Annotated in this window: 11 protein-coding genes and 1 other RNA gene; 10 read left to right on the forward strand and 2 right to left on the reverse strand. The window is 60.2% G+C overall.

Annotated elements, in window-relative coordinates; translation table 11 throughout:
• The first annotated feature begins 28 nt into the window (after nt 1-28).
• From ACVDHI_RS06285 to ffs, 8 genes are all read left to right on the forward strand, one after another.
• Nucleotides 29-1,186 (forward strand): acyl-CoA dehydrogenase family protein, encoded by a 1,158-nt coding sequence (locus ACVDHI_RS06285; protein ID WP_447211855.1) that lies wholly within the window; start codon nt 29-31, stop codon nt 1,184-1,186.
• Between the two features lie 118 nt (nt 1,187-1,304).
• A complete protein-coding gene (locus ACVDHI_RS06290) occupies nt 1,305-2,096 on the forward strand; it encodes an enoyl-CoA hydratase (protein WP_201894108.1) in 792 nt (263 codons plus the stop codon).
• A gap of 78 nt (nt 2,097-2,174) precedes the next feature.
• Complete coding sequence (locus ACVDHI_RS06295; protein ID WP_447211856.1) at nt 2,175-3,275, forward strand: enoyl-CoA hydratase/isomerase family protein; 1,101 nt, start codon at nt 2,175-2,177, stop codon at nt 3,273-3,275.
• Nucleotides 3,276-3,302: 27 nt separating this feature from the next.
• Nucleotides 3,303-4,223: a 3-hydroxyisobutyrate dehydrogenase gene (mmsB, locus tag ACVDHI_RS06300; protein WP_447211857.1), complete on the forward strand. Its 921-nt coding sequence runs from the start codon at nt 3,303-3,305 to the stop codon at nt 4,221-4,223.
• A 71-nt stretch (nt 4,224-4,294) separates the two neighbouring features.
• The gene (locus ACVDHI_RS06305) at nt 4,295-5,056 is read left to right on the forward strand and encodes an SDR family oxidoreductase (protein WP_447211858.1); all 762 of its coding nucleotides are present in this window, start codon (nt 4,295-4,297) and stop codon (nt 5,054-5,056) included.
• A gap of 365 nt (nt 5,057-5,421) precedes the next feature.
• A complete protein-coding gene (gene arcD, locus ACVDHI_RS06310; RefSeq protein WP_010674600.1) occupies nt 5,422-6,858 on the forward strand; it encodes an arginine-ornithine antiporter in 1,437 nt (478 codons plus the stop codon).
• 91 nt (nt 6,859-6,949) lie between these two features.
• Complete coding sequence (locus ACVDHI_RS06315) at nt 6,950-7,738, forward strand: sulfite exporter TauE/SafE family protein (protein ID WP_010674601.1); 789 nt, start codon at nt 6,950-6,952, stop codon at nt 7,736-7,738.
• Nucleotides 7,739-7,840: 102 nt separating this feature from the next.
• Nucleotides 7,841-7,937: signal recognition particle sRNA small type (gene ffs, locus ACVDHI_RS06320), an RNA gene on the forward strand.
• Between the two features lie 910 nt (nt 7,938-8,847).
• On the opposite strand, the gene ACVDHI_RS06325 is transcribed toward ffs, so the two are convergent.
• Both ACVDHI_RS06325 and ACVDHI_RS06330 read right to left on the reverse strand, forming a co-directional pair.
• A complete protein-coding gene (locus tag ACVDHI_RS06325) occupies nt 8,848-9,642 on the reverse strand; it encodes an AraC family transcriptional regulator (protein ID WP_080767869.1) in 795 nt (264 codons plus the stop codon).
• 74 nt (nt 9,643-9,716) lie between these two features.
• The gene (locus ACVDHI_RS06330; RefSeq protein ID WP_447211859.1) at nt 9,717-10,628 is read right to left on the reverse strand and encodes a LysR substrate-binding domain-containing protein; all 912 of its coding nucleotides are present in this window, start codon (nt 10,626-10,628) and stop codon (nt 9,717-9,719) included.
• Between the two features lie 58 nt (nt 10,629-10,686).
• Here ACVDHI_RS06330 and ACVDHI_RS06335 point away from each other — a divergent pair, with 58 nt between their 5' ends.
• Together ACVDHI_RS06335 and ACVDHI_RS06340 are read left to right on the forward strand one after the other, a co-directional pair.
• Nucleotides 10,687-12,171, forward strand: coding sequence for an amidohydrolase family protein (locus ACVDHI_RS06335; protein WP_301480541.1), 1,485 nt, complete (start codon nt 10,687-10,689; stop codon nt 12,169-12,171).
• Between the two features lie 14 nt (nt 12,172-12,185).
• On the forward strand, nt 12,186-12,659 hold the full coding sequence (locus tag ACVDHI_RS06340; protein WP_039039069.1) for a DMT family transporter: 474 nt from the start codon (nt 12,186-12,188) through the stop codon (nt 12,657-12,659).
• The last annotated feature ends 37 nt before the right edge of the window (nt 12,660-12,696 follow it).

Raw genomic sequence — 12,696 nt, forward strand, 5'->3', positions numbered from 1 at the left:
CGGAACAAGTACAAAGGAAGCGAACAAGATGGATTTTACCCTGACCGAATCCCAACGGGCCTGTGTCGAGTCGGCCGGCGCCTTCGCCGATCTGGCGCTCAAACCCCACGCCGCGCGCTGGGACAGGGAGCACGAGTTCCCCATCCCCACCATCAAGCAGGCGGCGGCGCTGGGCCTGTGCGGCCTCTATACCCCGGAGCAGTATGACGGTCTGGGCCTGAGCAGGCTCGATGCCAGCCTTATCTTTGAGCGCCTCGCCATGGGCTGCACCTCCACCACCGCCTATCTCACCATCCACAACATGGTGAGCTGGATGCTGGGCAGTTGGCTGCCTGCCGAGGTGGCCGAGGAGTGGGTACCCAGGCTCGCCAGCGGCGAGTTGCTGGGATCCTACTGCCTCACCGAGCCAGGGGCGGGCTCCGACGCTGCGGCCCTCAAGACCCGCGCCGTGCGCGATGGCGAGGATTACCTCCTCGACGGCAGCAAGGTGTTCATCTCGGGTGCCGGCAGCACCGACGTGCTGGTGGTGATGGCCCGCACCGGTGGCGAGGGGGCCAAGGGGATCTCTGCCTTCATGGTACCGGCCCAGACCCCCGGCGTGAACTATGGCAAGGCGGAGGAAAAGATGGGCTGGAACAGCCAGCCGACCCGGGAGGTGAACTTCAATGCCGTGCGCATTCCCGCTCGCTTCCGGCTGGGGGAGGAGGGGGAAGGGTTCAGGTTCGCCATGCAGGCGCTCGATGGGGGGCGCATCAACATCGCCAGCTGTTCGCTGGGCACCGCCCAGCAGGCCCTGGACGACGCGTTGGAGCACGTGCGCCAGCGTCAGCAATTTGGACACCTGATCAGCGAATTCCAGAGCGTGCAGTTTCGCCTGGCCGACATGGCCACCGAGCTCGCCGCCGCCCGCCTGCTGGTGCGCCAGGCGGCCGCCAAACTCGATGAGGGCAGCCCGGACAAGAGCGCCTGGTGCGCCATGGCCAAGCGTTTTGCCACCGACGTGGGGCACCGCATCTGCGACGACGCCCTGCAACTCTTTGGCGGCTATGGTTATATCCGCGAGTATCCGCTTGAGCGCTATCTGCGCGACACCCGGGTGCACCGCATTCTGGAAGGGACGAATGAAGTGATGCGGCTCATCATCGCCCGCCGCCTGCTGGCCGACCCCGGCCTGTCGCTGGAGTAGCGGGAGTAGCCTGCCCTGAGGACGCAGTCGGCGCGTCCTCAGGCTTTGTGAGCCAGGTGCAGGTTGGCTCCATTCAACCCTGTCATCATGGGGCAGTTTTTTTGACAAGGACAACGCAATGACAAGGATCAGGCTCGAATATCACGGCCACGTGGCCTACATCACCCTCGATCACCCACCCGCCAACACCTGGACGCTCGCCAGCCTGCAAGCCTTCTTGCAGATGATGGTGGAGCTGGATGGTCGCCCCGACGTGGTGGCCCTGGTGATCCGCGGTGCCGGAGAGAAATTCTTCTGCGCCGGCGCCGATCTCAAGATGTTCGCCGACGGCAGCCTGGCGCACGCCCGCGAGGTGGCCGAGGCCTTTGGCCACGCCTTCGAGGCGCTGGCCCGCTTTCACGGGGTCAGCATCGCTGCCATCAACGGCTATGCCATGGGAGGGGGGCTCGAAGTCGCGCTGGCCTGCGACATCCGCATTGCCGAGCAGCAGGCCAAGCTGGGGTTGCCGGAGGCCTCGGTGGGCTTGCTGCCCTGCGCCGGCGGCACCCAGCGCCTCACCGAGCTGGTGGGGCCGGGCTGGGCCAAGCGGATGATCCTCTGCGGCGAGAAGGTGAGCGCCACCCTGGCCTACGAGATGGGGCTGGTGGAGGAGGTGGTGACCGAGGGGCACGCCTGGGAGGCGGCGCAGCAGATGGCCCAGCTGGTGGAGCGCCAGAGCCCGAGCGCCCTGCGTGCCTGCAAACAGCTCATCAATCAGGGGCGAAGCACCCACAGGGACGCGGCGCTGCCGCTCGAGCGCAGCCTCTTTCTTGCCCTGTTTGACGATGCCAACCAGCGCGAAGGGGTGGCGGCCTTCCTGGAGAAGCGGGCCCCGCGGTGGCGTTATGACCAATCCAGGCCGAAAGAGTGAGGGAGTGAAGGATGAATGAGGTATTGATGGCGACCCGCCATGTCGCAGGGGCAGATACCCGGTCTGCGGGGGCCGACCATGAGTGAGCCCGTGCGCATCGAGACCCACCCCACGGCGGATGGCCGCCACATCGGCATGCTGACTCTGGACAGCCCCGCCTCCCTCAACGCCCTGAGCCTTGAGATGATCCAGTTGTTGCAGGGGGCGTTGACCCGCTGGGAGCAGGATCCGGCCATTGTCTGCGTGCTGCTGCAGGGGGCCGGCGAGAAGGCATTCTGCGCCGGTGGCGACATCCGCTCCTTCTATTACCGCAAGCAGGAGGGGAGCGAGTCGGCACTGTTTGGCTATGCCCGCGACTTCTTCGAACAGGAGTACCGGCTCGATCACCACATCCACTGCTACGGCAAGCCCCTTGTCTGCGTGGCGGACGGCATCTGCATGGGGGGCGGCATCGGCCTCTTTGCCGGGGCCGCTTTTCGGGTGGTGACGGAGAAGAGTCTGTTCGCCATGCCGGAGGTGACCATCGGCCTCTATCCGGATGTGGGGGCCAGCTGGTTTTTGAGCCGGATGCCGGGGCGGCTCGGACTCTGGCTCGGCCTCACCGGTGCCCGCTTCAACGGGGCGGACGCCATCGGCCTGGGGCTCGCGGATCACGCCATGGGGAGCCGCGAGCGGGCCGAGCTGCCGGCGCGCCTCGCCGCCCTCGACTGGTCCGCAGGCGACCCCGGCGAGCAGATCGAGGCGCTGCTCACCGGTTTGCAGCGATCCCTTGGCCAGGCATTGCCGCCTCCCGTACTGCTGCCCCACCAGGCCCGCATCGATGCGCTGTTGACCGGCCGCTCCCTGCAAGGGGTGTTGGCGCGCCTCGAGGGGGCCGAGCTGGACGAACCGGCGCTGGCTCAGGGACGGGAGACCTGCCTTCGCGGCAGCCCCATCAGCCGCGCCATTCTCTGGCGCCAGTTCTGGCAGGCACGGCGCCAGTCCCTGGCCGAGGTGTTTGCCGACGAGCTGACCCTCTCGGTCAATTGCGTGCTCAGAGGGGACTTCGTGGAAGGGGTGCGGGCTCTGCTCATCGACAAGGACAAATCCCCTCGCTGGCAGGCCCCGCAGGCGGGCGAGGCCTGGCTGGATGCCTTCTATCGCTGGCCCGAGGGGGACAACCCCTTGCGCCTCCGCTGACGCGGGATCACACACAAGGAGCACACCATGACAAGGATTGGGTTTATCGGGCTTGGCAATATGGGGGGGCCCATGGCCGCCAACCTGGCCAGGGCGGGGCACAGGGTGCAGGTGTTTGATTTGGTGCCCGAGAGCCTGAGCCGGGCCATCGAGGCTGGCTGCATTGCTGCCGGGAATGCCCGGGAAGCGGTGAGTGGCTGCGAGCTGGTCATCAGCATGCTGCCAGCGGGGGAGCACGTGCGCAGTCTCTGGCTGGGGGAGAGTGTCGGTGAGCGGGGTGGCCAGGATCTGCTGGCGGCCCTGTCGCCCGGTGCCCTGGTCATCGACTGCTCCACCATAGACGTGGCCTCGGCCCGTCAGGTGGGGGCGGCGGCGCAGGCGAGCGGCATCCGTTTTCTCGATGCCCCCGTCTCGGGGGGCGTGGCCGGTGCGGCGGCGGGCACGCTCACCTTCATCGTCGGCGGCGAACAAGCGGATTTTGAAGCGGCCAGACCCGTGCTCGCCTGCATGGGGCAGAACCTGTTTCACGCCGGGGCCCTCGGTGCTGGCCAGATCGCCAAGATGTGCAACAACATGCTGCTCGCCATCCACATGGTGGGCACCGCCGAGGCGCTGGCGCTCGGGGTCAAGGAGGGGCTGGATCCCGCCGTGCTCTCCACCATCATGGGCAAGAGTTCGGGCAACAACTGGAGCCTGGAGCGCTACAACCCCTGGCCCGGGTTGATGGAAAATGTGCCGGCGTCGCGTGGGTATACAGGGGGCTTTATGACCCGGCTGATGGTCAAGGATTTGGGGCTCGCCATGGCGTTGGCGGAACATGCCCACAGCGCCGTGCCCATGGGGGCCCTGGCCCGCAACCTCTTCAACCTGCACGGGAGCCAGGGCCAGGAGAACAAGGATTTTTCCAGCATCCTCGAGCTCTATCGGGACAAGACAGCGCCGGGTTAAGGGCCGCTATCTACCTATTTACCCGATAGTCTTTGACTCGACAGTCACCGGCCATCTCACCAGGAGCATTTATGGATATCACACGGAAAGTCATCGCCATCACGGGGGCGGGCAGGGGGCTGGGCCGCGCCATCGCTCTGAGTCTGGCGGAGCAGGGGGCCGTGCTTGCCCTCATCGACGTCAACTGCACCGATCTGGAGGTGACCGAGGCGGAAGTGCGCAGCCGTGACGGCCGCTGCGCCCTGTTCGTCTGCAACGTGGCAAGCGAGCCAGAGGTCGAGGCGACCTTCGCCGCCATCAAGGATCAGTTCGGTGCCCTGCACGGCCTCGTCAACTGTGCCGGCATCCTGCGCGACGGCATGCTGATCAAGGTGAAGGAGGGGGCTCTGACGGAGAAGATGAGCCTTGCCCAGTGGCAGAGCGTCATCGACGTCAACCTCACCGGCACCTTCCTGTGCGGGCGCGAGGGGGCGGCGCTGATGGCCATCGGCGGGGAGGGGGGCGTCATCATCAACATCTCCTCCATCGCCCGGGCCGGCAACATGGGCCAGAGCAACTATGCCGCCAGCAAGGCGGGGGTGGCCTCTCTGGTGGTCACCTGGGGGAAGGAACTGGCCCGTCACGGCATCCGGGTGATGGGCATCGCCCCCGGCGTCTTTGCCACCGACATGACGGCGGCGATGAAGCCCGAAGCCATGGCCCGCATGCAACAGGCCATCCCGGTGGGCACCCTGGGGCAGGCGGCGCAGCTGGCCCAGACGGTGCAGTTCATCCTTGCCAACGACTATCTGTCGGGGCGGATGATCGAGCTGGACGGCGGCTTGAGGCTCTAGTCCCCCCTGCATATACCCTCTCTGACGCCCCTCCTGCAGGGGCGTTTTTGCAGGGGAAAGGCCCCAGTGCAAGGGTGCATAGCCATGCAGGTCCGGCTTTTGAAAAGCGGGGCGGCATCATGAAAAGTCGTGAAATATCAACGGGTCTTTCTTAATTTGAACCAGCTCACAGGCACCCCGGGTCAGTGCTGTAAAATTGCGCGCGGTCAAGGCGGCTCATGATTGACGGCAAGAGGGATTGCGGCCGGAATAGTCATGCAATATAGTTGCCGCCTTTTTCACGGGGTACGGATTTTTAGCCCCTCCCATGTCGCGCGCTGTATGAATACGGATGCTCAGCCGCCGCCTAATAAAACAGGTTTGAGATGGACAAGAAACTGGGGCTGGGTGCCCTCATTTCGCTGGTGATCGGCTCCATGGTCGGTGCCGGGGTTTTCAGTCTGCCGCAAAACATCGCAGCGCACGCCAGTGCCGGGGCCGTCGCCCTGGGATGGGCCATCACGGGGATCGGCATGATCTGCCTCGCCTTGGTCTACCAGAATCTCTCCATGCGTCGACCGGATCTCGATGGCGGCATCTTCAGCTACGCCAAAGCAGGGTTCGGGGATTTCGTCGGCTTCAACGCCGCCTGGGGTTACTGGCTGTGCCAGCTGCTGGCCAACGTCTCCTACGCCATCGTGGTGTTCAGTGCGCTGAGCTACTTCTTCGACACGCCGGACAATGTCATCTTCGGTGACGGCAACACCCCGGTCGCCATCACGCTCGCTTCCCTGCTCATCTGGTCGGTGCATGCCCTGGTGCTGCGCGGCATCCAGGTGGCGGCGCTGGTGAACATCGTCACCACCATCGCCAAAATGGTGCCCCTCATCGTCTTCTGCGTGGCCATCCTGCTCGCTTTCAACATGGAGACCTTCACCCTGGATCTCTGGGGGCAGGGGAGTCCCGAGCTCGGTTCCGTGATGGATCAGGTGAAGTCCACCATGAAGGTGACCCTGTGGGTCTTCATCGGCATCGAGGGGGCCGTGGTGGTCTCCGCCCGTGCCCGCCATCGCAAGGACGTGGGCCGCGCCACCGTGCTGGCGCTGCTCGGCGCCCTGGCGCTCTACGTCATGGTGACCCTGTTCTCCCTGGGGGTCATGAACCAGCCGCAACTGGCGGCCCTCAAGAACCCCTCCACCGCCATGATCCTGGAAGCCGTGGTCGGCCCCTGGGGCGCCTGGCTCATCAACATCGGCCTGGTGATCTCGGTGATGGGGGCCCTGCTGAGCTGGACCGTGCTGGCGGCGGAAGTGCCCTACATCGCGGGCAAGACCGGGGTCTTCCCGGCCTGGTTCGCCAAGGAGAACAAGAACGGCTCCCCCAAGGTGTCGCTCTGGTGCTCCACCTGCCTGGTGCAAATTTTCCTCATCATCATCTACTTCCAGAACAGCACCTATCTGGCGTTGGTGAACATCGCCACCTCGGCGGCCCTGGTGCCCTATGTCTTCTCCGGTGCTTACGGCCTCAAGCTGGCGTTGAAAGGGGAGACCTACGCGGGCCAGCCCCATCAGCGCAAGCGCGACCTGCTGTTGGCCCTGGTGGCCACCGTCTATGGCTGCTGGCTGGTCTATGCCGCCGGGGTGGAGTACCTCTTGCTGGTGGCGCTGCTCTACAGCCCGGGGATCTTCATCTACTGGAAGGCGCGCCAGCACCACGGCCTGCGCAGCCTCAACCGGCTGGAGCAGGGGATGACGGCAGCCCTGCTCGGTTGCGCCGTGCTGGCGTTCTACAAGGTGATGGACGGTACCATTCCCCTGCATTAATCGGCACAATAAAGGGATGGCAAGATGCCATCTCTTTTTTATGGGCAATGGCGGTCAAGTTGACCGCTGTTTCGTTATTGAAGGAATGTTTATGCTGTTTGTGGGCTATCTGGTGTTGGGCGCCTTCGCGGGCATGCTGGCCGGGCTGTTCGGTATCGGCGGCGGCCTCATCATCGTCCCCGTGCTGGTCCTGAGTTTTCACGCACAGGGCGTGGCGCCGGAGATCATCACCCATCTGGCCCTCGGCACCTCGCTGCCCACCATGATCTTCACCGGTTTCAGCTCCCTGCGTGCGCACCAGGAGGCCGGGGCGGTAGACTGGGGGATGATTCGGCGCCTGGGCGCCGGCATGCTGGTCGGTGCCTGGCTCGGCGGCATGACCGCCAACCTGCTGAGCGCCAGCACCCTCAACATCATCATCGGCTGCTTCGCCTGGACCATGGCCCTGCAGATGGGGCTCAATCTGAGGCCAAAAGCGGAGCGACACATGCCGGGCCCCCTTGGTACCGGGATCGCGGGCACCGTCATCGGCTGGATGTCGGCCTTGTTCGGCATCGGTGGCGGCTCGCTGACCGTGCCTTACCTCACCTGGAATTCGGTGCCCATGCGCAACGCCGTGGCCGCCTCCGCCGCCTGCAGCATGCCCATCGCCCTGGCAGGCAGCCTCAGCTACCTCTATGCCGGTTGGGGAGACGCCGATCTGCCCGAGTGGAGCGTCGGATTCATCTATCTGCCGGCCCTGCTTGGCATCGTGCTCACCAGCACCCAGTTTGCCCGTCTGGGCGCCAGACTGGCACACAGTATGTCACCCCGGCGGCTCAAGCAGGCCTTTGCCCTGCTCATGTTGCTGGTGGGTGCCAAATTCATGCTCTTTAGCTGAACCCTTGGCCAGATTGTTGAAAAATAAGGCGAACGGCTCGCGATGCGGTAGAAAGCCATTGCATTGAGGGGCCAGTTTGCCTATTCTCCTCGCCGGTGGTCCTATTGGTCCTCTCGCATTGATAACCCGTCGACCTGGTCAGGACCGGAAGGTAGCAGCCAAGGCGGGGGACTCGAGTGCCGGGATGTGGCTGGTGGGGCCACCACCTGTTTTTGCCATTCAACAAGTTACAGCTAATACCCCCTTCAGACCTCTTGGTAATCTACTTTGTGTGGATGAATCAGGAGTCTTCAAAGTGAATCTCTGGCTCAGTCCACACGGCATCTGGTATTACCGGAAAGTCACTACGCTCCCCTGTGGTCGTCGTAAAGAGATCCAGAAATCCTTTCATTCCCGAGATAAGTTAGTTGCCCGTAGCAAGGTGGCTCAGTTGCTCGCCTGCGCTCGTTCTCGGGTAAAGCCTGAGTCTGTCCAGCCAGAACCTCAGCCAAACTTCCTGCCAGAGCCTCAGTGGCTACAGCAACAGACACCCTCAGCGGCCAATCCTGCTCCTAAGGCAGTCTCTGAGACTCCTTCTGCCATTTCATCCCCTGCACTCTCAGAACTCAGTGAGCGTTATCTGAAAGAGAATGCCCTATCCTGGGCACCAAAAGTGAATCGCCACAACTATCCCCTTCGCCAATCCCAATTTCAGTCGCATATTTGCAGAACCGCCATTTATCTCCCAAAGTACGAGCTTTTGTTAACTGGGTCACTGAAATATTCAATTCTTGCCCTTTACTCAGTGGTGTTGATGTTAATTCAGATTGTAGCCTTTCACTTCCGCTTAAAGCACCGACTAATACACTACGTTAGGAGCTCGACCAGATGAACAGTACCGGGATTATATAATCTTCGAGTCATACGCCTCATCGAACCCGAGTGACCCTATCCATTTCAATTAGATTGTGGTTTAGGCACATGGATATTAGGTGAATACCATCCCCAGGCATCCAGGATGTTTTTAAATACAGGTTGTAAAATAGCGAACTGTTGATGTTTGAAATGTCGGAGCCTCATATAAAATCGGTTAGCCTAATGAAAGCCCGCGGAAAATTAATTTGAGCAGATCAACGAAAAGACGCAAAATATTGCGTCGGAGATTTCCCCAGTGCTTTCTTGAACATGGTGATGAAAGCACTCACAGAGTCATAGCCCAGAGTGCCGGCCACATTTTGAACTGACTGTCCCTCTGCCAAATGCCTTAACGCAATCACCAAATGAAGCTGCTGACGCCAACGTCCGAAACTCACCCCTGTTTCACTTTGCACCAGTCTGGCGAGCGATCGTTCACTGGTTGCAAGCCGAACGGCCCACTGTCGTAATGTTGTGCGGTCACCCGGGGTGGCAAAAAGTGCATCCGTAATGTGTTTGATTTTGGGATGAGTAGATACTGGTAGATAAAGCGCTTCAACTGGCGCATCAGGAATTTGTTCCAAAAGTACAGATGCGAGTCTGGCCATCTTTCCTTCTGAAGGATAGGAAGGCCCCTGATCTGCAAGATGAAGAATGAGCTCGCGAACGAGGGGGGTAATAGCAATCGTACAGCAGGTTTCAGGCATGACTGCTGAGCCGGGCTCAATAAAAAGAAAGCAAGTGCGGGCATTTTGCGTTATACGACAACTGTGAGGTGTATCACCAGGAATCCATACCGCATGCCCGGGAGGAACAAGCCACAATGCATTCTGTACTTCACAGCTGACTGCGCCATGTAAAGACATTATCAGCTGACCTTTCCTGTGAGCGTGCGGGTTGATACCTGAATACTCGCCTGAAGATATCACGTGCAAGGCAACGGCTGCCTGAGTGAATGTATCCGAGTCAAATTCTTCAGGTGAAGAGATCTCTTTTTTGTAGTCTGGCATAGTTTAGATAACGATGTTGCTTAGTCTGTTTTTATACATGTTGAGTATATTTAAAGTTCTATTTTCTTATCTCGTCACATTCGTTTTTCCGGGCTGGCATTATGAATAAGCTCGGCGATCCAATCAGCAAATGCACGCACGGCAGGAGACAGAAAACGCTGATGGGGATAAAGCAATGTGACAGGTACCGATGGCGGTTGCCAATCTGCTAGCACCTCGATGAGCCTTCCTGCCTGCAGGTGATCCAGTACAACATTCTCGGCAAGCTGGATGAGGCCAAAGCCATCGAGGCACATCTTGATATAAAGCCCCGTGTCATTGACGGCTGCGGTGCCGCTCACAGTAACCGATAGAGTCTCTTTACCGCGGACAAATCGCATTTCGTTTGCATGCCTGGCGAGGCCCGAAAAGTAGTGGACCGCCTGGTGCATAGACAGTTCTTCAGGGGACTGGGGAACACCGTTTTCGTGAAGGTATTCAGGCGAGGCGCAGGTTACCCACCGAAACCTGCCAAGGGGACGAGCAACAAGGGTGGAGTTATTCAGCTCTCCTGTTCTGATCACGCAGTCCACACCTTCCTGAACAAGATCAACCTGCCGGTCACTCACACCTATCATCGGGTAGATATCTGGATAACGTTGGTGAAAGTCTCTGAGATTCGGCATGACGATGGAATGTGCTATCCCGCTCGGCATATCAACCCGCAAACGCCCCTGTGGCCGCTTGATAGTCTCCGTCAGGCTGGACTCGGCATGCTCGATCAATGAGAGAATTTCCCTGCACTGAGCAAGATACTGCAGGCCTTCAGGGGTGAGGTTCACCCGCCTCGTTGTTCTGTTCAGCAGGCGCACCAGCAGGTATTTCTCGAGGTTTTTAATCGTACTGCTGACTGTCGAGGAAGGCAGTGAGAGGGTCTCTGCTGCCCGCACGAAGCTTCCGGTCTCAGCAACCCGCATAAAGATCTGCATAGCCTGAATACGATCCACAGCCCTTCTCCCTTGAGGCGATACCTCTACCGATAGTTCCCATGATTATTCGAAGATCATGAATTATGAAACCAGTCTGGTCATCTTTTTCAGGGTAATAGAGTGCCGTATCTTTTCGCCATTGACTAGAGAAGAGGCTCTTGAAATGACCGGATACCTTAGAAATATTGTTAATAATCAAGATGTAAGGCCAGATTCAATCTTGATCAAGGGAGCCACGATCCTCAGCATGGATGAGAACGTGGGTAACATTGCACGTGGAGACATTCTGATCAGTGGATCAACCATTACGGCCATAGGCGAGAATCTGGAGGCGAATGGGGCCCGTGTCATCGATGCTACGAACATGATCGCCATGCCGGGGATGGTGGATTCTCATCGCCACTCCTGGGAGGGACAACTGCGCCGCATCAATCCGAATGCCACTTGTCTGGAAGACTACAGCAACGCCACGCACTTCTCTTTCGCCAAGTACTATCGCCCTGCCGATATGTATATCGGCAACCTGCTGACGGCACTGGGCTGCATTGATGCAGGCATCACCACCGTCATTGACAATTCCCATAACAGCCGCACCGCAGCTCATTCGGACGCCGCCGTCGAGGCCCTGCTGGATGCAGGGATCCGTGCCATACACGCCTCCGGCGCACCGGTATCGGGGGAATGGGACAAGGCTCATTGGCCGGGTAACTGGCAACGCCTGCAAGAGAAATATTTCAAGGACAACCCAGAGAGCCTGGTTTCCCTTGCTGTCATGGCCCAGCTGGAGCCTGCATTGTGGGCTGAGGCTCGCAGGCTGGGACTGCCGATCGTCACTGAATTCTTTGGTTCTTTTATGGCGTCTGAGCTGGAGTCACTGCATCGGCGCGGTCTGCTCGGCCCGGACAATATTTTCAATCACTGCACGTCACTGCCAGATGAGGGATGGAAGATCCTGCGAGAAGCCGGTGTCCGGGTGAATGTCTGCCCGCGCTCCGATGCGCACTATGGCATCGAGGACGGTATGTTTGCCATCCAGGCAGCGCAGCGTCATGGCATCAGCCCTGGCCTCAGCGTCGACAATGAAACCTCTTACAGCACTGATATGTTTATGGAAATGCGCGTGGCATTTTACCTGCAACGGGTGATGGGCATGCATCAACAGCATTGCTGCGGCACCGACCACTCGCTGACCACGCTGCCGGCTGCCCAACTCCTCAAATCGGCGACTGTCGATGGTGCTGCCTGTGCAGGGCTGCTGGACAAGGTAGGGAGCCTGACACCAGGAAAACAGGCGGATCTCATTCTGATCAATGCTGGCGACATCAACCTCTACCCGTCCGGCAATGCCTTTGGCACCGTGGTGCATGCGACAGAGCGCAGCAACATTGATACCGTCATGATCGGTGGACGCATCGTCAAGCAGCATGGCAAGGTGCTGGGCGTAGACAGCACGCGCCTTCGCGCCGCCATTGATGAGTCCCGTGAGCATCTGTTTGCCGCCGCCGGGTATGAGCCTGACATTTTTGCTGACGCCTTCCTGCCGCTGGCACAGGCACACTGACAGGTATGAAACCCATGAGCACGCTGTATTACGTCATCGCTTTTGCCGCAGGTCTCGGGATCACGCTGCAGACGACTCTGAATAGTCAGCTGGCACGAGGACTCGGGGGCGATTCGGTCACCGCCGCATTGTTCTCCTTCGCGGCCGGTGCATTCAGCCTTGGGATCTTCTCGCTGCTGCGTGGCGGATTATTCACCTCGCTTGCGGCCATTCCATCACAGCCTCTGTGGAGTCTGGCTGGCGGCCTGATCGGTGCTTGCGCGTTGTTCAGCTATGTCGTGCTCGCACCGAAAATCGGGTTTTCAGCCCTGCTTGGGTTGGCCATCGTCGGACAGTTGCTCTCATCCCAGGTCATCGACCATTTTGGTCTGCTTGGCACCATCCAGCGTCCGGTATCTTTGATAAAGCTGGGTGGAATGCTGGTCATGCTGACCGGGCTCGTCATCATGCTGTTCGGTGATCGGTTAGCTGAGCGCCTTATGCACTGATGAAGCGGCATTCTGATTTTTGACCTTCACGAACGTC

It is taken from the genome of Aeromonas sp. 25-248 (genome assembly GCF_053005425.1).